The sequence below is a fragment of the Paraburkholderia sp. J94 genome (assembly GCF_905220285.1).
GTDB lineage: Bacteria > Pseudomonadota > Gammaproteobacteria > Burkholderiales > Burkholderiaceae > Paraburkholderia > Paraburkholderia tropica_A.
The window spans coordinates 39,812-62,067 of the sequence record NZ_CAJMZH010000024.1 but is presented as its reverse complement, the minus strand read 5'-3'; the positions used below and the strand labels follow the sequence as shown (position 1 = coordinate 62,067).

Sequence of the window (22,256 nt, the reverse complement as noted above, 5' to 3'; positions counted from 1 at the left end):
GCGCTATCCAGCTGAGTCTTCCTGCGCCGCGTGCGGCTGGCGCGGGTCGGGCGGCGGCGTCCTCGCGGACGCAGCGTCGTCTTGCGCGGCCGCGTGCGTGCCTGTGTGCGTGGCGCCCGCACCTTGCGCCGCGTGGCGCGCGGGCCGCGCGCACAGCACCGCAAGCGCGTGCGCGCCGACCTCGAAACCGGCGTCGTACAGCGTGTGCGGCGCGTCCTCGGGATGCGCGGTGTCGAGCAGCACGCTCCACGCGAGTCGCGGCGCGGGCGCGCGGAACGTCACGGCCTGCGAGGACGCGTTCAGCATCATCAACAATACTTCGATTTCGCCGTCGAGTCCCGGGCCCGCGCGCCGCACCGCGAATGCGCGCGCCTCGGGGTCTTGCCATGCCGCGGGCGTGAGCCGCTCGCCGTGCTCGTCGAACCAGTCGATGTCGTGCACGTCGGGCAGCACCTCGCGGTCGCCGAACAGGAAGCGGGTTTCTCTCAGCAAGGGATGATCCCGCCGCAGCGCGATCGCGCGCGCGCAGAACGCCGTCATCGCCTCGCCTTGCGGCGTCGCGGCGAGCGCCCAGTCGACCCACGAAATCTCGTTGTCCTGGCAATACGCGTTGTTGTTGCCTTGCTGCGTGCGGCAGGTTTCGTCGCCGGCCAGCATCATCGGCGTGCCGAGCGCGATGCAGAGCGTCGCAAACATCGAGCGCGCGACGCGGGCGCGCGTGTCGAGAATCGCCGGATCGTCGGTCGGGCCTTCGACGCCCCAGTTCGCGCTCCAGTTTTCGTTGTGGCCGTCGCGGTTCTCTTCGCCGTTCGCTTCATTGTGCTTGCGCTCGTAGGCGACGAGATCGGCGAGCGTGAAGCCGTCGTGCGAAGTCACGAAATTCAGCGAGGCCCACGGGTGGCGCTTGCGCTTGTCGAACAGATCGGCGGAACCGGTGAGACGCGCGGCGAGATCGGCGCGCTGCGCGGGCGCGCCGCGCCAGTAGCGGCGCACGCTGTCGCGATAGCGGTCGTTCCATTCGGCGAAACCGGGCGGATGATTGCCGAGCTGATAGCCGCCGGGACCGACGTCCCACGGCTCGGAAATCAGCTTCACCTGCGAGAGCACGGGGTCCTGGCGCAGCACATCGAAGAAGCCGCTGCCGGGATCGAAACCTTGCGGCTCGCGTCCGAGCGTGACGCCGAGATCGAAACGAAAGCCGTCGATGCGATACGAGGTGGTCCAGTAGCGCAGCGAGTCGGCAACCATCTGCAGGACGCGCGGATGCGAAAGATTGAGCGTGTTTCCGCAGCCGGTGTCGTTGATCAGATGGCGTTCGTCGCCGGGCACGCAGCGGTAATAGCTTGCGTTGTCGAGGCCGCGCCACGAGATCGTCGGGCCCATTTCGCCGCCTTCGCAGGTGTGGTTGTAGACCACGTCGAGAATCACTTCGATACCGGCCGCATGCAACTGGCGAATCGCGATGCGCATTTCGTCGGTGTCGTTGCCCGCGAGATACGAGGGCTCGGGCGCGAAATACGCCGCCGAGTTATAGCCCCAGTAATTGCGCAGGCCGCGCTCGACGAGAAAGCGCTCGGGAAGAAAGGCGTGCACGGGCAGCAGCTCCACGGCGGTCACGCCCAGCTTCTGCAGATGGTCGATGAAATGCGGCGAGCCGAGCGCGGCGAAGGTGCCGCGCTGGTGATGGCGCAGATCGCGGCGCAGCATCGAGATGCCACGCACATGCGTTTCGTAGATGACGGTCTCGCTCCACGGCGTGTTGGGCCGATGGTCCTGCGACCAGTCGAAGGTGTCGTGCGTGACCACGCCCTTGGCCATCGCGGGCGCGGAGTCGCGCCGTTCGAGCGAGAGGTCGGCGCGGTTCGAATGCACGCGATAGCCGTACAGCGTGTCGGACCAGCGGAACTGGCCGACGAGGCGGCGCGCGTACGGATCGAGCAGCAGCTTGTGCGGATTGAAGCGATGGCCTTCGTGCGGCTGATACGGGCCGTGCGCGCGAAAGCCGTAGACGGTGCCGGGATGCGCGTCGGGCAGATAGCCGTGCCAGATTTCATCGGTGCATTCGGGCAGCTTGTAGCGCATGCGTTCCTTGCGGCCGGTCGGGTCGAAGAGGCACAGCTCGATGCGCCACGCGTGCGCCGAGAACACCGCGAAGTTGGTGCCCAGCCCGTCCCACGTCGCGCCGAGCGGGTAGGGCGCGCCGGGCAGCAGCCGGTCGGGCATGCCGTTAGCCATATCGATGCTCCTTCTGCTGATTCTTGTATTGCATCGGATTCCTGATGAAACGCGCGTGCTGCCATATCAACGTCGCAATCGCAGTATCAGCGTGCCGAGCGGCGGCAGCACGAGCGCCGCCGATTGCGGGCGGCCGTGGCTCGGCACCGGCTCGGTCGAGACGAGGCCGCCGTTGCCCATGTTCGAGCCGCCGTAGACTTCGGCGTCGCTGTTGAGCGCTTCTTCCCACTGCCCCGGCTGCGGCATGCCGATGCGGTAGCCGTGGCGCGGCACCGGCGTGAAGTTGCAGACCGCGACGATCTCGTTGCCCGAACCGTCGACGCGCCGCCACGCGAGCACGCTGTTGTCGCTGTCGTCGGCGACGAGCCATTCGAAGCCGCCCGGCTCCGTGTCGAGCACGTGCAGCGCGGTTTCGTCGGCATAGAGGTGGTTGAGGTCGCGCACGAGCGCCTGCACGCCGCGATGCAACGGATCGTCTAGCAGATTCCAGTGCGGCGTGCCGTCGTGATCGAACTCCGCCATCTGCCCGAACTCGCCGCCCATGAACAGCAGCTTCTTGCCCGGATGCGCCCACATGAAGCCGAAATACGCGCGCAGGTTCGCGAACTTCTGCCAGCGGTCGCCGGGCATCTTGCCGAGCAGCGAGCCCTTGCCGTGCACCACTTCGTCATGCGAGAGCGGCAGCACGAAACGCTCGGACCACGCGTAGACCATCGCGAACGTCATCTCGTGATGGTGATAGCGGCGATGCACGGGGTCTTCGTGCATGAAGTGCAGCGTGTCGTGCATCCAGCCCATGTTCCATTTGAACTGGAAGCCGAGTCCGCCGTCCTCGGGGCGCGCGGTCACGCCGGGCCATGCGGTCGATTCCTCGGCGATGGTGATCACGCCGGGCCGCTGCGGCACGTATTGCGTTTCGTGATTGAGGCGCTTGAGAAACGCGATCGATTCGAGATTCTCGCGCCCGCCGTAGATGTTCGGCACCCATTCGCCCTGCGCGCGCGAATAGTCGCGATAGAGCATCGACGCGACGGCGTCCACGCGCAGCCCGTCGATGTGATAACGCATCAGCCACGCGAGCCCCGATGCGATCAGGAACGCACTCACCTCGCGGCGGCCGAGGTTGTAGATCATCGTGTTCCAGTCGGGGTGGTAGCCCTCGCGCGGATCGGCGTGTTCGTAGAGCGCGGTGCCGTCGAATTCGATCAGGCCGTGCGCGTCGTTCGGAAAATGCGCGGGCACCCAGTCGAGAATCACGCCGAGACCGGCCTCGTGCGCGCGATCGACGAAGGCCGCGAAGTCGAGCGGCGAACCGAGACGCGCGGTCGGCGCGAACTGCGAAAGCGGCTGATAGCCCCACGACCCGCCGAACGGATGCTCGGCCACCGGCAGCAATTCCAGATGCGTGAAGCCCATGCCCTGCGCGTAGGGAATCAGGCGGTCGGCGAGCGCGCGCCAGTCGGGCGCGGGCGCGTCGGCGCCTTGCGTCGGCAGCCAGGACGATGCGTGCACTTCGTACACTGACATCGGCGCGCGCGCGTTCTGGCGTTCGGCGCGCGTTTGCAGCCAGTCGTGGTCGTGCCACGCGAAATGTTCGAGCGCTTCCACCGGCGCGACCACCGACGCCGTGGCGGGCGGCGGCTCGGTCTGGAACGCGCAGGGATCGGCCTTCAGCGGCAGCACTTCGCCGCGCGCGCCGAGGATCTCGAACTTGTAGCGCGCGCCCGCGGCCACGCGCGGAATGAACAGCTCCCACACGCCCGCTTCGTGGCGCAGCCGCATCGGATGACGCCGCCCGTCCCACGCGTTGAAGTCGCCGACCACGGAGACGCGTTGCGCGTTCGGCGCCCACAGCGCGAAGCGCACGCCCGGCACGCCGTCATAGACGAGCGGCCGCGCGCCGAGGCATTCGAGCACGGCATATGGATCGCCGTCGGCGAGACGATGCAGCGCTTCCTGCGGCAACTGCGCGCCGAAAGAATAGGGGTCCTCCACTTCCTGCGCCACGCCATGCCAGTCGATTTCGAGCCGATACGCCGTGCCTTCCGCGAGCGGTCCGGCGAACAGCCCGGCGGGATGCACGCGCGTGAGTTCGGCGAGCGTGTGCGCGCGATCGCGCGCGAGCACGCGCACGTGCGTGGCGTTCGGCAGCCAGGCGCGCACGTAAGGCGCGCCGTCGACCCAATGCAGCCCGAGCACGGCGAACGGATCGCGATGACGCGCATGCACGAGCGCGTCGATGTCGTGATGATGCAGGCCGGCGTCCGGGGCGCGCTCAGGCATGTCCGCCTCCGTGGGTCGGCGTGGGGCCGAGCAGGCGGCTCGCAAGCGCCGCGAGGCCACGTACCGGCAGGGCGAGCCACGAGGGCCGGTTGGCGGCTTCGTAGCGGATCTCGTAGGCCGCCTTCTCGATCAGGAACAGGTCGAGCAGCGCCTGTTCGTGCGACGCGCTGACGAGCGTGAGCGGCGCGTTGACGACCGCCGCGCGGTACTGGCTCAGGAAGGTTTCGGCGGCGTGGCCGCGGAAGCGCTCGAACAGTGCGCGCTTGCGGTCTGCGATCTGCTGCGGCGCGCTTTCGGTGGTCGATTGCGCGGCGGCGTTCGCATACGAGAGCGAGCGCAGCAGGCCCGCGACGTCGCGCAGCGAACATTGTTTCGCGCGCCGGTAATCGAGCGAACGCGCGGGCTCGCCTTCGAAGTCGATCAGATACGCGTCGCCTTGCGCGAGCAGCACCTGGCCCAGATGGAAGTCGCCATGAATGCGGATGCGCCACGCGGCGGCGTCGAGCGGCACGAGGTCGTCCACGGCGGCCAGCAGCGCGTCGCGCCGCTCGATCAGACTGCGCGCGAGTTCCTTCGCGTCGTCGTCGAGCGTGTGGTTGTCGTCGCCGATACGCTGCGCCACGATGTCGAGCGCTTCCACGAGCATCTTGCGCGCGTCGCTGACCCACTGGCGCACATCGTCGGGCGTTGCGGCCTCGGGCGTGAAGGCGTCGCCCTCGTCGTCGTCCTCGCCGGGCTGCGCGAGCGCGGCGTGCAATTCGCCGAGCCGCTTGCCGATCGCGCCGATCACGGCGGCGTAGTTCTGCATCACCTCTTCTTCGTGAGCCTGATCCTGCTCGCCGGTTTCGCCGTCGTCGGCGGCGAGCGCGAGGTCGTCGATCGTGCGGCGCAGATAATCGAGCGCCCATTCCCACGCGTCGCCCTGATTGTCGATGAAGCCTTGCAGGATCGCGAGCGTATGCGGCACGCCCTGCGGATCGACGCGCACGACTTCGCCATAGAGCGGCGCCGTGTTTGCGTAGCCGAGCTTCGTCAGATGGCGGCTCATTTCCGCTTCGGGATGCACGCCCGCCATCAGGCGGCGCACGAGCTTGAGCACCAGCGTTTCGGCGATGATCAGCGAGCTGTTGCTCTGTTCGGCGGCGAGCCAGCGGATTTCGGGTTCTTCGCCGAGATCGATTTCATCGATGCGCGTGGTCGGTTCGAAGCGGATCGTGCTGCCTTGCACGGTCGGCACCTGCGCGCGTTCACGCAGCTTGCGCAGCACGCCATAAGCGAACCACGGCAGCGCGAACGCATCGGTCAGATAGCCGATCGTGCGGCCGCGCCGCACGCGTGAGAGCGCGAGCTGAATGTGCAGCGGCGTGGTGGTGTCCGCGCCCCAGGTGATCGCGATCGGCAACACGTAGCGCTCGGTCGCGCCATCCGCGAGTTCGGCTTCGATCTCGGTGAACGCGAAGCCCGCGCCCGTGATCGTCGTGAGTGCGGCGAGCCGCACGGCGCGCAGCGGCTTGTCCTTCGAGGCGAACCAGCGCCGCCGCGAGAGCCACGACGGCAGCACTTCCGATTCGAGCAGGCGCACGTTTTCGGGCGTCGCGCCGGTTTGTCCTTCGCGGATCACGACGGTCACGAATTCGGGCAACTGCTCGGACGCGGGCTGGCTCCACGAAGGACGCTCGTTGCCCGGACATAGCAGGAACCACAGAAAACCGTAGGGCGGGAAGGTCAGCAGATACGGCAACTGGCCGATCGGCGGAAACACCGAATCGGCGGTCATCTCCACGGGTGCGGTGCCCGCGAATTCGGAGAGATCGAGTTCGACGGCCTGCGGCGCGCGCGAGAGATTCGCGACGCAAAGAATCGACGGCTCGCCCGGCATCTCGCGCAGATACGCGAGGATCTTGCGATTCGCGGGCCGCAGAAAGCGGATCGTGCCGCGCCCGAACGCCTGCTTCGCGCGGCGCGTGGCGAGCATGCGCCGCGTCCAGTTGAGCAGCGAATGCGGGTCGCGGCTTTGCGCTTCCACGTTGATCGCGTCGTAGCCGTAGAGCGAACCCATCAGCGGCGGCAATACGAGTTGTTCGGGATCGGCGCGCGAAAATCCGCCGTTGCGATCCGACGACCATTGCATCGGCGTGCGCACGCCGTCGCGGTCGCCGAGGTGAATGTTGTCGCCCATGCCGAGTTCGTCGCCGTAATAAATCACCGGCGTGCCGGGCATCGAGAGCAAGATCGAATTGATCAGTTCGATGCGGCGTCGGTCGCGCTCCATGAGCGGCGCGAGACGGCGGCGAATGCCGAGATTCAGACGCGCGCGCCGGTCGCTCGCATAGGTGTTCCAGAGATAATCGCGCTCGGAATCGGTGACCATTTCGAGCGTCAGTTCATCGTGATTGCGCAGGAAAACCGCCCATTGGCAACTGGGCAGCAGATCCGGCGTCTGCTTCATGATGTCGATGATCGGAAAGCGGTCCTCGCTCGCAATCGCCATATACAGACGCGGCATCAGCGGAAAGTGGAACGCCATATGGCATTCGTCTTCGTTGCCGAAATATTCCTGCACGTCCTCGGGCCACTGATTCGCTTCGGCGAGCAGCATGCGATTGGGATAATGCTCGTCGATGGTCGCGCGAATCTTCTTCAGGATCGCGTGCGTTTCGGGCAGGTTCTCGTTATTCGTGCCTTCGCGTTCGACGAGGTAAGGCACGGCGTCCAGCCGCAATCCGTCGATCCCCATGTCGAGCCAGAAGCGCATCACCTGCAACACTTCGCGCAGCACGGCGGGATTATCGAAATTCAGATCGGGCTGATGCGAATAAAAACGGTGCCAGTAATACGCGCCCGCGACGGGATCGTGCGTCCAGTTCGATGGCTCGGTGTCGATGAAGATGATGCGCGTGCCCTGATAACGCTGATCGGTATCGGACCACACGTAGTAATTGCGATGATTCGAGCCGGGCTTCGCGCGCCGCGCGCGCTGAAACCACGGATGCTGATCCGAGGTGTGATTGATGACCAGTTCGGTGATCACGCGCATGCCGCGCGCGTGCGCTTCCTGAATGAAGCGGCGCACGTCGGCGAGCTGGCCGTAGTCGGGATGCACGTTGCGATAGTCGGCGATATCGTAGCCGTCGTCGCGGCGCGGCGACGGATAGAACGGCAGCAGCCAGATCGCGGTCACGCCGAGCGAGGCGATGTAATCGAGCTTGGAGAGCAGGCCCGCGAAATCGCCCACGCCGTCGTTGTTCGCGTCGAAGAACGACTTCACGTGCACCTGATAAATCACCGCGTCCTTGTACCAGAGCGGGTCGTCGGAGAGCAGCGAGGGCTTGCCACGTTTTTGCGTGCCGCGCGCCGTGTGATGCTCGTCGTCGGTCTGCTGCGCGGTCGGGTCGGTGACCGGCGCGGCGTCGGGGTGCGGCGGCGCTTCGTGCGAAGCGGGATCGCGTTTCATGTGGCTCCTCCGGGAGGGAAGTCCGCGTCGAATTCGGGGTGGCCTTCGACCGGTTCGTCCGGTACGTCAGGCGGCGTTTCGCGTGGCAGGCCGTCGATGGGCGCGAGCCGCCAGATCGCGAACGGCCGCGTGTGCGGATCGAGCCGCACGTGCTGCCAGCGGCTTTGCCATTCGAAGTGCTCGCCGCTCATTTCGTCGACGACGGCGAGCCGCGCGTGATCGTCGATCTGCCAGGCCTGGAAGGTGGCCCACGACAGTTCGATATCGGCGCCTTGCTCGTTCCACGGGTCGAGGTTGATCGCCACGACAATCACGTTGTCGCGCGCGGGCGTGGCCTTTTCAAAGCACAGCACGTTGTCGTTGTGCGCGCCGAGGAAGGTGATGCCCAGATGCGATTGCAGCGCGGGATTCGCGCGGCGCGCGCGATTGAGCGCCGTAATTTCGGCCACGATATTGCCGGGTCGGTTCCAGTCCCACGCGCGTAGCTGATACTTTTCGGAGTCCAGATATTCTTCGCTGTTGGGCAGCGGCCGCGCCTCGCACAATTCGAAGCCGCTATACACGCCCCACAATCCCGAAAGCAGCGCGGCGAGCGCGGCGCGTATCAGGTGGATCGAGCGCGCGCCGCTTTGCAGATAACGCGGATTGATATCGGGCGTATTGACGAAGAAATTGGGCCGATAAAAATCGCGCACTTCGCTCTGCGTGAGTTCGGTCAGATAGTCGATGAACTCGCGCTTCGTTTCGCGCCACGTGAAATACGTGTACGACTGCGAGAAGCCGATCTTCGCGAGCCGGTACATGAGGCGCGGGCGCGTGAAGGCTTCCGAGAGGAAGATCACATCGGGATGACGCGCGCGCACGTCGGCGATCATCCACTCCCAGAACGGCAGCGGTTTCGTATGCGGATTATCGACGCGGAAAATGCGCACGCCCGCATCGACCCAGAACAGGATCACGTCGCGCAATGCGAGCCAGAGTTCGGGCTTCGCATCGTGCGCGTAGAACTCGGGGTTCACGATGTCCTGATACTTCTTCGGCGGATTCTCGGCATAACGCAGCGTGCCGTCGGGCCGCCACGCGAACCAGCCCGGATGCGCCTTGAGCCACGGATGGTCGGGCGAGCATTGAATCGCGAAGTCGAGCGCGATTTCGAGGCCGTGCGCGTGCGCCGCGTTTAGCATGCGGCAGAAGTCTTCGAGCGTGCCCAGTTCGGGATGCACGGCGGTGTGGCCGCCTTCGGCCGCGCCGATCGCGTAAGGGCTGCCGACATCGCCGGGCTGCGCGGTCAGCGAGTTGTTGCGGCCTTTGCGGTTTGCGAGTCCGATCGGATGGATCGGCGGGAAATACAGCACGTCGAAACCCATGTCGCGGATGCGCGGCATCTTCGCGATCACGTCGTCGAAGGTGCCGTGACGCGATTCGTCGTCGCTCATCGAACGCGGGAAGATTTCGTACCAGCTCGCGAAGCGCGCGGCGGCGCGTTCGGCGTCCACGCGCTGCACCGTGGCGTCGCGCGAGAGGAACGGCCGGTGGTTCGCGGCGCGCACGGCGGCCGCCGTGGCGGGCGCGGCGAGCAGCGCGCAGCGCGTGTCGGTGTCGGCGGCCACGAAGCGTTTGACGAGCGCGTCGAGCGCCGCGCGCTCGCGCAGGTGTTGCTCGCTGTGGTCGTCGGACGTGTCGGCGGTCGCGAGCACGAGCGCGAGCAGGCGGCTCGCTTCCTCCAGTTCGAGATGGACGGGCTGGTTGGCGTCGCGCTTCTTTTGCAGATGCCCGGCGAGCGAGGCGAAGTCGTCGCGCCACGCGATCACCACGAATTCGTGGCGGCCCACGCGTTCGAGCGGGAAGGTGCCGCTCCAGAGATCGGTGCCGGCGGGCGGCAGCGGTTTCATCGGCGACTCGTGCCAGGCGGTTTCGTCGGCGGCGCGCCAGAGGATCGCGGCGTCGATGCGGTCGTGGCCTTCCGCGAAGATCGCGGCGCGCACTTCGCACTGCTCGCCCACGACGCGCTTGGCGACGAAGCGGCCGTGATCGACGGACGGCCACACGCTTTCGATGGCGATGCGCGGCGCGGCGATTGCGTCGATCACGCTCTTGTGGCCGCTCGTGGGCGACTTCGCGAGATCCTCGGGCGGCGCGAGCGCGACGAGCGGCGTGGCGAGCGCGCGGAACATCCAGCACGCGCCCGCGGGCAGCGTAAACGTTTCCGGGATCGCGCCCGCATCGCGCGGCGAGCGTTCGCGCACGCCGCGCAGCGATTGCGCGTCGAGCGGCTCGAAGCGCGTGAAGCCGCCGGGCGCGCCGTCGAGCAGATGCGCCATGTTCACGCGCACCGGCGCGGCCAGCGCGGGATTGACGAGTGTGAGCAGCGCTTCGCCCGCATCGCGCAGATCGGCGCGGTCGCCGCGCAGCAGCGCGGCCACGGGCGCGGCGGGACCGCTGAGCGCGCGCAGCTCGCCATTCGTCTGGAGGATGAAGGTCTCGCGCTGCAAGGCGTTCGCGTGCGCGATGTCGGCGGAGAGATCGAAGGGCGCGCGCGCTTTCGCTTCGGCCCACGTGGGCGCCCGTTCGTGGGCGCCGCCGTTTGCGCCACCGTTTGCACCTCGATCGTGCGCGTGCGGGCCGCCGTGGCCGCTTGCTTCGTCGACGCCGTATTCGAAACCCATCGGCACCAGCCAGCCGGTGCCGGTGGCCGCCGCCGCGCGCAGCATGCGGCGATAGGCGCGCTCGACCGCGCGCGCGTCGGCGGCGCCGTCCAGATCGCGGATGAAGCGCGTGCCGTAGGGCGCTTCGGGAAACGCGACCGGCGAGCCCACGCGGCGCACCACGTCGTGCTCCTCGACCATCCAGCTCGACGAGAAGTCCCACCAGCGCAGCGAGGTGAACGCGGCGTCGAAGCCCGCGTGTTCGAGTTGCGCGATCTCGGCGCGCGCGAGGCCCGGCGTGGCCGCGAGCCAGCGCGTTTGCGGACGGCTCGCGCGCACGCCGTCGAAGATCGCGCGCAGCACGGCGGCCGGCACGCGATGCGGCGAGTCGATGCGAAAGCCGCCGAGGCCCGCGTCGGCGAGCCGCGTGGCGAACTGCGTCCACCAGACCGCGAGCGGCGCGCCCGCGCGTTCGAAGTCGGCATAGGCCACGTTCGCGTCGCGATGGCCGTGACGCGGATCGAGCCGCGCGTCCTCGGGCTCGAACGGATGAAACCATTCGGGATGCGCGGCGTAGAGCGCGCCGTCGGCGGCCGCGCGGTCGAGCGTGAGATCGGCGAGCAGCGTCAGGCCGCGTTCGCGCGCGGCGGTCGCGAGCAGGCGCACGGCGTCCGCCACCGGCTCTGGCGAACCGAACGCGGGATGCAAATGTTGATGATCGGCGACGATGCGGTCGTCGCCCGAGCGGCCTGGTGCGAACAGGGCGCCGATCAGGACATGATCGAAGCCCAGCGACGCTGCGTGCGCGCAATGCGCGGGCCACGCGTCGAGCGGCCCGGCGAGGACGGAATGGACGAAGTAGATCCGCGGCGCATAGGCGTGAGGAGGTTCCATCGGTCGTATTCCAGATACGTCGGGCAGCGTGGATGCAGGGCCGAGGTACCACCGGATGCGATCACGTTGCCCGTGGGCTGCCGGAGCGGGCCGCACGGGGCCGGGCGTTGGCGCGTGTCCTGTTCAATGTAGTGCAAGAGCAGGCCGGAACCAAAGCGTCGGCGACGTACGGCGACTTGATGCGGAAGTCAGCAAGGCATGTGCCCAATCCGCGCGATCGCCGCGCCGCTGCGCCGGCTCGCGGCCACGCGGGTTCATGCGTGACGCGTGCCTGGCTGCGTGCCGCGCTGTGTGCCGCACAGCGTGCGCGCGGCGCGTGCATCGATTGCAATCGATGCCGGTCTAGTTCCCCACCATGCTCGCCGCGATGTTCACGCACAGGCCGAGCACGGAAACGTTGAAATAGAACGACAGGACGGATTGCGCGAGCACGCTGCGCCGCGCGCTGCGTCCGCGCAGGCCGACATCGGCGGTTTGCGAGGCGCAGGCGATCGTGAAAGAAAAATACAGGAAGTCCCAATAATCCGGCTGGAGTTTGGCGTCGGGGAACGCGAGCGCCGGCGAATGGGGATCGGAGCCGTAATACACGCGCGCGTAATGGAGCGTGAAGATCGTGGGAATCAGAAACCACGCGCCGATCAGCGTGAGGCCCGTGAGCAGCGAATGCAGCACCTTCGAGGCCGTATTGAGATCCTTGGTGGTGCCGAGTTCGAGCACGATCGCGACGATGCTCGCGACGGTCGCCGCGCAGACCAGAAACAGCACCGTGCCCGCGTTCTGGTCCTCGCGCTGCGCGTGGCGGCGCACACTGGTTTCGTCGGTGCGGATCATGTGAATCCAGATCAGCACGAGGTAGGTCCAGATCGCGATGTCCCAGCCGACCAGCACGCGCGCCACGGGCCGGATCGAGCCCGGCACGAGCGCCGCGAGCACCACGCCGAGGACCATGCCGATCATCATGTGCGGACGATTGCGCAGGACTTGCGGATAGACCTTCATGGCATCGACGCTCTCGACGGGTGAAGACACGCGGGGACCGCGCAGGCGCGCGCGGATTGCAGCGATTTTACCCACGGCGGTGGCGCGGCGCGCCACGCGGGACGCACGTCAGGCGATTTGAAAGCGCGCGTAAAAAAGCGCCATGAAACGATAATTGGCGCGCATACAGAGTGCCCGGCGGGCGCTATCATGAAACGATGACACCCACTCTCGCCCCTGAAGTTCAGCATCACGCCAGCAACGAGGCCGGCCGCGACTTTGTCGTGGGCGACCTGCACGGCTGTGTGGATGCTTTGCGCTTCCTGCTGCGCGAGGTGAGCTTCGACGCTGCGGCCGACCGGCTGTTCTCGGTCGGCGACCTGATCGATCGCGGCGAGCAGTGCGAGGAAGCGCTTACGCTGCTCGACAAGCCGTGGTTCCACGCCGTGCTCGGCAATCACGAAGACGCGCTGTGCGCAGTCGTCGAAGGGCGGCTGCCGCGGCATCAGTGGTACGGTATCGGCGGCGGCTGGGCGCAGTACGTGCCGGAACGCGCGCTCGCGCAGTACGCGAAACGCCTGCGCCAGTTGCCGCTGGTGCGCACGGTCGGGCAGGGCGGCGCGCGCTTCAACGTGCTGCACGCGGAATTTTTCGGCGACGACACCGAACTCGATGCCGGCCAGTTCAACGATCACGTGCGCGAGCGCATGCTGTGGGGCCGCGAACTCGCCTTCAACGCGGGCACGCCCGCGAGCCACGCGCTCTCGCTGACCTACTGCGGCCACACGCCGATGCGCGAGCCGCGCCAGATCGGCTCGCAGATGTTCATCGACACGGGCGCCTATATCGCCGAAGGACGTCTCACGATGGTCGAGGCGCTGTCGCTGCGCAACTGGTCGGTTTCGACCCAGGCGGCGCGCGAACAAGGCGCGGCGGCGTTCGCGCTGCCCTGACTCTCTCCCTTTGATGGCGCGCGCTCAGCCCGCGCCGAGACTCGACGTCAGCAATTGCAGCGTCGCGGCCGAGCGCGGCTCGCGCACGCGCGAAAGCAGAGACACGCGCGAGACCGGCAGCGGCGGCAAGCCGAACTTCGCGCCCACATCGACGAGCGTGCGCGGCGCCACCCGCCGCGCCAGCGCCGACACCGCCAGGCCCGCCTCCAGCGCTGCGCCGACGGCGGCCACGCCGCCGCCCACGAAGACCTCGTTCCACGCGACATCCGCCGCATCGAGGGCCGCGATCGCGGCCGCGCGCACGGCGCAGGGACCGGCGAGCAGCGCGAGCGGCAGCGGCGTGCCGGGTGGCCACTGGAACTCCGGCGCGGCGAGCCAGACGAGCGGCTCGTCGAACAGCGTGCGCGCGTCGCCGCGCGGCGCTTCGTCGGCTTCCTGACGCACGATCGCAGCGTCGAGCCGCCGCTCGTCGAACTGCGTCAGCAACTGCGCGCTCAGACCGAGGTGCAGCGCGATCACGAGCCCCGGATCGTGCGCGCGCAGCAACGCGAGCTGGCGCGCGAGCTGCGCGTCGGCGACATGCTCGCTCAGGCCGAGCGTCAGCCGCCGCGCATCGCCGCCGAGCGTGCCGAGCGCGCGTTCGTGCGCGCCCAGCAGATCGCGCGCGGGGCCGAGGAACGCGAGCCCGTCCGGCGCGAGCCGCACGACGCGCGGCGTGCGATCGAGCAGCTGGCGGCCCAGATGGCTTTCGAGGCGCTTGAGCTTGAGGCTGACGGCGGATTGCGTGGTGTCGAGCGCGTCGGCGGCGCGCGTGAAGCTGCGCAATTCGGCGACCAGAACGAAGGCGCGCACGGCGTCGAGATCGAGCGGTTTCATTTCAATCGTAAATGGATGAAATATGCAGTGATATCTGTTTATTATGATAGACGGCGACTAAGCTGATGTCATGTCGAACCTGCTGCTGCGCTTTGTCGGCGCCGAAGCCGGTTCATTCCCGAAGACCTCGAAGGAGACTGACATGCCGTTCACCCGAATCGCCGTGCGCGCAGGCAAGCCCGCAACCTATCGCAAGGCCCTCATGCAGGGCGTGCATCTCGCGCTGATGGAAGTGTTCAAGGCGCCCGAGGACGACCAGTTCATGATCGTCACCGAGCACGACGCCGATAACTTCGTGTTCGGCCGCCATTACCTCGGCATCGAGCGCAGCGACGACCTCGTGATGATCCAGATCGCCGTGAGCAATACGCGCGGGCAGGATCAGAAGAAGGCGCTATTCGCGCAGATCGCGGAAAACCTCGCGCGCGATCCGGGCGTGCGGCGCGAGGATGTGTTCGTCAATCTCGTGGATGTCGCGCGCGAGAACTGGTCGTTTGGGAACGGGGTGGCGCAGTATGCGACGTGAGTGAGCGTGTCGGGTATGAGTGCTTATATGTTCACTACACGCGCACTACGCATTCAGATAACGCTCAAGCGCAATGACAGGCGTCGGCCTGGCAAAGAAAAAGCCTTGTAGCTCGTGACAGCGCTCGTCGAGCAAAGCTTGCCGTTGATCTCCCGTTTCGACGCCTTCGGCGGTAATCGGGAGATCGAGACTTCGGCATAGTTCGGTGATCGCGTGGATAATCGCCGCCGATTTCGGATTGTTCCCCAGTCCATTGACAAAGCCGCGATCGATTTTCACCCGCGTGAAGGGCACGCTCTGCAGCAAACCCAATGACGAGTAGCCCTTGCCGAAATCGTCCATTGCGACGCCCACGCCCATCGCGCGAATTTCGTTCAGGATGCGCGAGGACGTGCCGGACGATTCCAGCAGCACCGTTTCGGTGATTTCCACTTCCAGGCGATGCGCCGGAAGCGCCGCGTTCCTGAGTGCTTTCGCCAGGATGTGCGTAAAGTCCGCGTGTATCAGTTGAGCCGGCGAAACATTGACGCTCAGGCGAATATGCGCCGGCCAGAGCGCGGCGTCCCGACACGCCTTCTCCAGCACCCACGCGCCGAGTTCCGGCATCAGGCCTCGCTCCTCCGCAATCGGGATGAATTCGGCAGGGGACACGGGACCGCGCTTGGGGTGACGCCAACGCAGCAGCGCCTCGCATGCGGTGGTGATTCCGCTATGCGCCTCGACGATCGGCTGATAATGCAATTCCAGCTGATTCGCGCGCAGGGCGCGCCGCAGATCGTCTTCGAGTTCGTTGCGCAGTCGGATCGGGTTGTTCATGCCGCTGTCGTACAGGCGAAAGCAGTTGCGGCCGTCGCGTTTGGCCGCGTACAGCGCAAGGTCGGCTCGCTGGAGCACCGTCCCCGCGTCGATGCCCGCGCGCGCGTGAATGACGATACCGACACTTGCGCCGACGCTAATTTCATTGCTCGCGATTTCGAACGGCGCGGAGAGATTCTCGATGCATCGTTGCGCGAGTTCCGCGGCGTCATCCACGCTTCGAAACGGCACTTGCAGAATCGCGAACTCATCGCCGCTCAAGCGAGCCAACTGGTCGCTCGCGCGCACGGTGCGAGCGAGTCGGCGCGCCACGGCCTTGAGCAGTTCGTCGCCGACATGATGACCCAGCGTGTCGTTGACCGACTTGAATCGATCCAGATCGAGAAAAAGCAGGGCAAACGGCCGCTCGGCGGATGCGTTTTCCGCCAGCCCGGACAAGCGTTGCTGGAAGCTGAGACGATTGGGCAGGTCGGTCAGGTGATCGTGGTGAGCGAGATGCGTGATACGGTTTTCCGCAATGCGCCGCTCGGTCATGTCTTCGATCGTGGACACCCAGCCGCCATGCGAAAGCATGCGCGTCACGACCGAGATGCTGCGGCCCAGACGGGCGACTTCCATCGTCGCCTGTTGCTGATTCGCTTCAGATCGGTGAACGAGCTGCGTGCGTACCTTTCTGGCCCACGCCGACGTTTGATCTGGCGGCATGCCGCCGTGCTCGCCGATGCGCCGTAGCATCGTGTTCAGCCGCATCCCTGCGAACAGGGCGCCGTCAGGGAGCGACAGGATGCGGGAGAACTGGTCGTTGGACAGCACGAGGCGTCCATGGCGATTGAACAGACACAATCCATGGGACATGTTGTCCAGCGCGAGATCCAGATTGTGTGTGGTCTCTTCGAGCGCAAGCGAGATCTCGCGCTGTTCGGTGCAGTCGCGAGTGATTTTTGCGAAGCCGAACAGGATGCCGGCGTCGTCGTAGATCGGCTGAATGACCACGTGTGCCCAGAACCGGCTTCCATCCTTGCGAACGCGCCAGCCTTCAGTCTCGAATTTTCCGCTTTGACGCGCCGTGTCGAGTCCGTCTTGCGGCAAGCCGCGCTCGCGATCCGCGGGCTCGTAAAAGCACGAGAAATGCTGGCCGACGATCTCGGCCGCCTGATAGCCCTTCGCCCGTTGCGCTCCGGCGTTCCAGTTCGCGACGATGCCATTCGGGTCGAGCATGTAGATCGCGTAGTCGGTGACGCCTTCGACCAGCAACCTGAAACTCTGCTCCTGGTCGCGCGTCGGGCTGTCCGGCGAGCACGCTTCGATGCGGTCACGCATCAAGTCAATGAAGTCGCCAATATGCCGGGCAGCGTCCCGGTCAACCAGATTGCTCGATGCTTCGGTCTGAGAGGTCGGCCCGGATAGGCTGGATTCGGAATTCGTTACCCCGATTTGCTCAGTTGTCATTTTTTTCGAGTATCTGGTCGGCTTCGCGAGATGCCCGCTCAGAATATATGCGGCATAGCCGGTCGCGCAATGGCAAAAGCGCCGTTGTTGGCACGCAAACGTTTCACTTCGACGATACGGAACCGGGGCCGCGTTGTCTGCCGGCTCGAAAGCGGATGGAAAGCCGAGCGACCGTGTACCGGCTACCTCGCGTCGTGGTCGTTGATTCGCTGGCGATGGCGTTCGATCCCGGATCGTTGCGCCGGTCCGGGATGTGGTGTGTGCGCGTGCGAGTCCGCGACACGCGCAAACGCATGACGCAAAAAACCGCGCCGCAGTTTCCTGCGGCGCGGTTTTTAATCACCTTTTTAAACGCCACCAGTGCGTTACAAAATCTGCGACACCCTCAAAGCGCGCGACTCACCAGCAGCGGATCGACCGTGCCAATCGCCTCGGTCTCGCGGCTCGCATACGGCAGTTTGTGCAGCACGTAGCGCATGGCGTTCAGACGCGCGCGCTTCTTGCAATCGGAGCGCACGACGGTCCACGGCGCGTCGGCCGTATCGGTCTGCGAGAACATCGCTTCCTTGGCTTGCGTGTATTCGTCCCACTTGTCGAGCGAGGCGAGATCGACGGGGCTCAGCTTCCACTGCTTGAGCGGATGCACGCGGCGCTCCTTGAAGCGGCGGCGCTGCTCGGACTGGCTCACCGAGAACCAGAACTTGATCAGGTGAATGCCGCTGCGGATCAATTGCCGCTCGAATTCCGGCGCTTGCTGCATGAAGTCGGCGTATTCGGCGGGCGAGCAAAAGCCCATCACGCGCTCGACGCCGGCGCGGTTGTACCAGGAGCGGTCGAACAGGACGATTTCGCCCGCCGACGGCAGATGCTGCACGTAGCGCTGAAAGTACCATTGGCCGCGTTCGACCTCGGTGGGTTTTTCGAGCGCGACGACGCGCGCGCCGCGCGGGTTCAGATGCTCCATGAAGCGCTTGATGGCGCCGCCCTTGCCGGCGGCGTCGCGGCCCTCGAACAGGATCACGACGCGCTGGCCGGTCTCGCGCACCCACGCCTGCAGTTTCAGCAGTTCGACCTGCAGCCGGTACTTTTGGCGTTCGTAAGCGCGCCGCGACATGAGGTTGCGATACGGATAGTCGCCGTCGCGCCAGCCGGACGCGAGTTCCTCGTCGGGATGGCGCGCGCGCGGCTGGCGCCATTCGGCCGGCTGGCCCTGGAGGATGAGGCTGCGCAGCTGCACGGCTTCGTCGGGCGACAGGCCTTTCATCAGCGCGGCGATGGAGTCGAGCAGCGGCGGAGGCGCGTTGGGGCGGACACCGTTGGCATCGGCGGCATCGGTTGCATCGACTGCGCCGACGCGTGCTTCATCATTGGCCGGCCCGGATTCCGGCGCGACGCAGTTGCCTGAGACGAGATCCTGCATCGCGCCTGCGATGACCTGGGCGGCGGCTTCCACGGCGTCGTCGACGGTGCGGCGTTCCGCGCCGAGCGGGGTGAGTTCGGGCTGGCGCGCGGCGGGGCCATCGTCATTGCGCGCGCTGCGGTTGCGCGTGCCTGCGGAGGCGGGTGTCAGCGAAGAAACGTTGGGAACGATTTTGGGCATAAGTCAGGTTCTCTCGACGAAAGCGTTGAGCCGGTACCAATCCGACTGCATTGAACATGGGCGACAGCTGGAAACTGCGGGTGGAAACTGCACGCGATTGGCCATGTGTGGCGGCGTGCGCGAATTCGGCGTGCGGGCCGCGACGGGACGAAACTGAAAAGCGCGAGGGACGGGTGACAGACGGTGCGGCAGACGAATACAAAACGGAGACGAAGCGAATCCGAAGGATGCGAGACGGCCGCTCGCGAATCTCCAACCGGCCGCGTGGCAGATCGCGGCCGATGGCGTGATCGTGATAGCGGCGCAGGCCGCGAGGAGACGGACTTTGCGCCGCGACACGCGACCTGACACTGCGATTTACGCGTCCGATGCCTTGCGCAAAATCAGATAAAGCGAGTCTTTGAGTTGCAGCTTTTCTTTCTTGAGCTGCTCGATGGCCATGCCGTTCGCGGGCACGATGCCCGCTTCCATGTTCTTGATTTGCTGGTCCAGATCGTTGTGGCGATTGAAGAGGCGGGCGAAATGATCGTCCTGGATCTTGAGGTGGGAGATCAGCTCTCGGAATTCGGGGAACACTCAATACTCCTTAAGGAACAACGAACGTCGACAAGTTATGTAAGTATTGTTTCACCGTCGCGTTTTTACGATTTTGACCGTCATCAAGCGGTGCAAGCCGTGAGCGCCGATTCGGGTCGCTGCCAAGCGCAGAGCGGGGTGAGCGCGTGTAATATCGGGACAGGAGCGTCGCAGCCGTAGGACTAATCTGAACCGTCCGACGTCGCCCTTGTTGTTTGTCGCCGCATCTGCCGCCCCACCGACAACCCGGAGCGTCAATGATCCGCGTCCTCGAAATCGTGCTCGATGTCGTGCGCGCCGTGCCGCTGGCCGCTCAGGCCGATCCTTGCGCCGCCTCCGCCGCGTCGCCCATTCCGGCGGCGGCTTCCCTCACGATCGCCCGCGCGTTCGCCGATTCCGTCAGTGCTGCGTTGCCGCAACTTGCCGCGCAGGGCGAAGACCATGCGCCCACGCCGATCCGCTGCGTCGTTTTCGATCGCAGCGGCGCGCTCGCGCGGGCGGGCTGGCGGCTCGCCGTCGAAACGCGCGGCGCGGCGCACGGCGTGGCCGTGTCGAGCCGCCGCACGCTCACGCCGGGCGTTCAGATCGTCGAGGCGATTTTTGAGGCGCCGCTGGAAGCCGAGGACATCGACGGCGCGCTGTTCGATGCCGCGCCCGAGCCGTTTCGCAAAGCGCTGGCCGCAGCCGGCGACCCGGAGCCGGTCGCGGCGCTCGCCGGCGAGCGGCATGCGTGGCGCTGGGCGCGCGACGGCGCGAGTGTCGACGTCGTGCTCGATGCCGATCTGCGCGACACGCTGGCGGCGTCGAGCCACGCGGGCGATCAGCGCGGCGCGGCGGCTGTGGAACTGCACGAATTGCGCGTCGGCGTGGCGTGGCCCGAGGGCGCGGACGCCGCGCCGCTCGTCGATGTGCTGTTCGCCTGCGCGCATGAAATCGTCGACGTGCTGCCGGCTTTCGTGCGCGTCACCGACGCGCTCGAGCGCGCGGCGGCGGGCAGCGCGAGCGGCGACGTCGCCGCCGTCCATGCCGATCCGGTCGATCTGCGCGGCGCGCAGAGCGCCGAGGCGGCGCTGGTGGCGATCGGCGCGAACATCAGCGCGCAGTGGTTCGGTAACGACGCGGGCGTGCGCGATTCGCCGAACACGGAGTTCATTCATCAGATGCGGGTGTCGCAGCGGCGTCTGCGCACGGCCATGCGGATCTTTTCGCCCTGGCGCGACGCGGTCTGGAACACGCATATCGCGCCCGAGCTGAAATGGCTCGGGGAACTGCTCGGCGAGGCGCGCGACCGCGACGTGTTCGTCGAGTCGACGCTGCCGGCGCTCGCGGGCGCCGATACCGAATCCGCGCGCTGGAACGAAGTGCGCGACGCCGCCGAGGCGCAGCGGGCCGCCGCGCGTGCGCGCGTGCGCGAGGCGCTGGGGTCGCCGCGCTACGCCCACGCGGCGCTCGCCTGGCTGCAATGGCTGGCGGCGCTGGCGCGCCGGTCCGGTGCGTCGAACGAAGACGGGCGCTCGCTGCATCGGCATGCGAAGAAACGCGTGCGGCGCTATTACGAGCGCCTCGCGCAGACGCAGAAGCTCACGGCGATCGACGAGGCGAGCCGCCATCGCGCGCGCATCGGCGCGAAATATCTGCGCTACACGCTCGAATTTTTCGCGTCGATCACCTCGCGCCGCACGCGCACGCAGACCGCGCGCACGCTGATGCGTCTGCAAAGCGTGCTCGGCGACGGCAACGATGCGGCCGTGGCGCTGCGCTATCTCGAACGCATGGATGCCGAGCCGTATCAGCTCGGCTTCGCGCGCGGCTGGTGCGAGGCGGTCAAGCGCTATACGGCGAAAGAGGGCGAGCGGCTGCTGCGCGAGCTGACGCCGCCGAAGGTGTCGCGCGGCGCGTGATCCGGCTTTTTCGTCCGTCCTGTGATCGCGCGCGATCCCTATAATCGACGCTCGATCCGAACTCTTTTCAGGCCCGCGCGATGAGCGATTCTCCTTCCACGCCCGCCTCCGGCGAACCGGTGCCGCCCGCGACCGCTGATTCCGCTGATGCCACCGTGCCTGAACTGGGCGTCGGCGGCTCGGTCTGGTTTCAGGCGGGTGCGCAGATGCTCGGCGGCGCATCGCGCATCGCGCTGCTGGCGGCGATCCGCGAAACCGGTTCGATCACGGGCGCGGCCAAGGCCGTCGGCATGAGCTACAAGGGCGCGTGGGACACGATCGACGCCATGAACAATCTCGCCGGCGAGCCGCTCGTCGTGCGCGCAGCCGGCGGCAAGGGCGGCGGCGGCACGACGCTGACGCCGCGCGCGCTGCGTCTTATCGATACGTATGGCGCCATCGAGCGCGAGCATCGCCGCTTTCTCGAGCGTGCCGCGCAGGCGGTGAGCGCGCTCGGCGGCGCGCCGGATGGCGCGAGCGGCGATCTCGCCGTGCTGGGCCGCTTCGGTCTGCGGACCAGCGCGCGCAATCAGCTTTATGGCACGGTCACGGCGCTCGTGCGCGGCGCGGTCAACGACGAAGTGTCGATCGCGCTGCCGGGCGGCCAGACGCTCGCGGCCATCGTGACGCGCGAGAGCGCCGAGTCGCTCGGGCTGGCGGTCGGCGCGGATGTGGTGGCGCTCGTGAAGGCATCGTCGGTGCTGCTGGTGGCGGGCGGCGCGGACGGCGAGGCGGCGCGGCTCTCGACGCGCAATCGCCTGGGCGGCACGGTGAGCGCGCTGCGGCGCGGCGAGGTGAATGCGGAGGTGAGGCTGGAATTGCCGGGCGGCGTCGTGATCGCGGCGATCGTGACGGACGCGAGCGTCGTGGCGCTCGGGCTCGACGTGGGCGTGGCCGCGACGGCCGCGTTCAAGGCGTCGAGCGTGCTGCTGGGCGTGGCCGGATGACCGATGCGCCAGGCTCTGGCGGGAGGGACGCGCTGAAAGCGCGGCTTGAACCTGCGACTTGAACCCGCACTTAGAACCCGCACT

At 66.8% G+C, this 22,256-nt stretch carries 13 protein-coding genes; 4 read left to right on the top strand and 9 right to left on the bottom strand.

What is annotated here, in order from left to right:
* Positions 1-3: 3 nt before the first annotated feature.
* From glgX to U4Y88_RS35200, 5 genes are all read right to left on the bottom strand, one after another.
* Positions 4-2,235, bottom strand: coding sequence for a glycogen debranching protein GlgX (gene glgX / locus U4Y88_RS35220; protein ID WP_321789482.1), 2,232 nt, complete (start codon positions 2,233-2,235; stop codon positions 4-6).
* Positions 2,236-2,301: 66 nt separating this feature from the next.
* On the bottom strand, positions 2,302-4,518 hold the full coding sequence (gene glgB / locus U4Y88_RS35215; protein WP_310630408.1) for a 1,4-alpha-glucan branching protein GlgB: 2,217 nt from the start codon (positions 4,516-4,518) through the stop codon (positions 2,302-2,304).
* Positions 4,511-7,972 (bottom strand): maltose alpha-D-glucosyltransferase, encoded by a 3,462-nt coding sequence (gene treS, locus U4Y88_RS35210; protein WP_321789480.1) that lies wholly within the window; start codon positions 7,970-7,972, stop codon positions 4,511-4,513. Before treS ends, glgB begins: the two co-directional genes overlap by 8 nt.
* Positions 7,969-11,511, bottom strand: a complete 3,543-nt coding sequence (locus U4Y88_RS35205; RefSeq protein ID WP_321789478.1) for an alpha-1,4-glucan--maltose-1-phosphate maltosyltransferase — start codon at positions 11,509-11,511, stop codon at positions 7,969-7,971. Before U4Y88_RS35205 ends, treS begins: the two co-directional genes overlap by 4 nt.
* Before the next feature lie 342 nt (positions 11,512-11,853).
* The gene (locus U4Y88_RS35200) at positions 11,854-12,510 is read right to left on the bottom strand and encodes a DUF1345 domain-containing protein (protein ID WP_224012354.1); all 657 of its coding nucleotides are present in this window, start codon (positions 12,508-12,510) and stop codon (positions 11,854-11,856) included.
* A gap of 197 nt (positions 12,511-12,707) precedes the next feature.
* Between U4Y88_RS35200 and U4Y88_RS35195 the strand changes: the two genes are divergently transcribed.
* Positions 12,708-13,442 carry a metallophosphoesterase gene (locus U4Y88_RS35195; RefSeq protein ID WP_224012315.1) on the top strand — a complete coding sequence of 245 codons (735 nt, stop codon included), beginning with the start codon at positions 12,708-12,710 and terminating at the stop codon, positions 13,440-13,442.
* A 24-nt stretch (positions 13,443-13,466) separates the two neighbouring features.
* Here the strand turns inward: U4Y88_RS35195 and U4Y88_RS35190 are convergent, their stop codons facing one another.
* The gene (locus U4Y88_RS35190; RefSeq protein WP_321789476.1) at positions 13,467-14,318 is read right to left on the bottom strand and encodes a LysR family transcriptional regulator; all 852 of its coding nucleotides are present in this window, start codon (positions 14,316-14,318) and stop codon (positions 13,467-13,469) included.
* Between the two features lie 142 nt (positions 14,319-14,460).
* Between U4Y88_RS35190 and U4Y88_RS35185 the strand changes: the two genes are divergently transcribed.
* Positions 14,461-14,844, top strand: coding sequence for a tautomerase family protein (locus U4Y88_RS35185; protein WP_224018414.1), 384 nt, complete (start codon positions 14,461-14,463; stop codon positions 14,842-14,844).
* Between the two features lie 45 nt (positions 14,845-14,889).
* On the opposite strand, the gene U4Y88_RS35180 is transcribed toward U4Y88_RS35185, so the two are convergent.
* From U4Y88_RS35180 to U4Y88_RS35170, 3 genes are all read right to left on the bottom strand, one after another.
* Positions 14,890-17,109: a putative bifunctional diguanylate cyclase/phosphodiesterase gene (locus tag U4Y88_RS35180; RefSeq protein ID WP_321789474.1), complete on the bottom strand. Its 2,220-nt coding sequence runs from the start codon at positions 17,107-17,109 to the stop codon at positions 14,890-14,892.
* Positions 17,110-17,494: 385 nt separating this feature from the next.
* On the bottom strand, positions 17,495-18,709 hold the full coding sequence (gene ppk2 / locus U4Y88_RS35175) for a polyphosphate kinase 2 (RefSeq protein WP_321789472.1): 1,215 nt from the start codon (positions 18,707-18,709) through the stop codon (positions 17,495-17,497).
* A gap of 357 nt (positions 18,710-19,066) precedes the next feature.
* A complete protein-coding gene (locus U4Y88_RS35170) occupies positions 19,067-19,285 on the bottom strand; it encodes a YdcH family protein (RefSeq protein WP_224018411.1) in 219 nt (72 codons plus the stop codon).
* 257 nt (positions 19,286-19,542) lie between these two features.
* On the opposite strand from U4Y88_RS35170, the gene U4Y88_RS35165 reads away from it, so the two are divergent.
* Positions 19,543-21,186, top strand: coding sequence for a CHAD domain-containing protein (locus U4Y88_RS35165; protein WP_321789471.1), 1,644 nt, complete (start codon positions 19,543-19,545; stop codon positions 21,184-21,186).
* A gap of 80 nt (positions 21,187-21,266) precedes the next feature.
* On the top strand, positions 21,267-22,172 hold the full coding sequence (locus tag U4Y88_RS35160) for a TOBE domain-containing protein (RefSeq protein ID WP_321789469.1): 906 nt from the start codon (positions 21,267-21,269) through the stop codon (positions 22,170-22,172).
* Positions 22,173-22,256 lie beyond the last annotated feature (84 nt).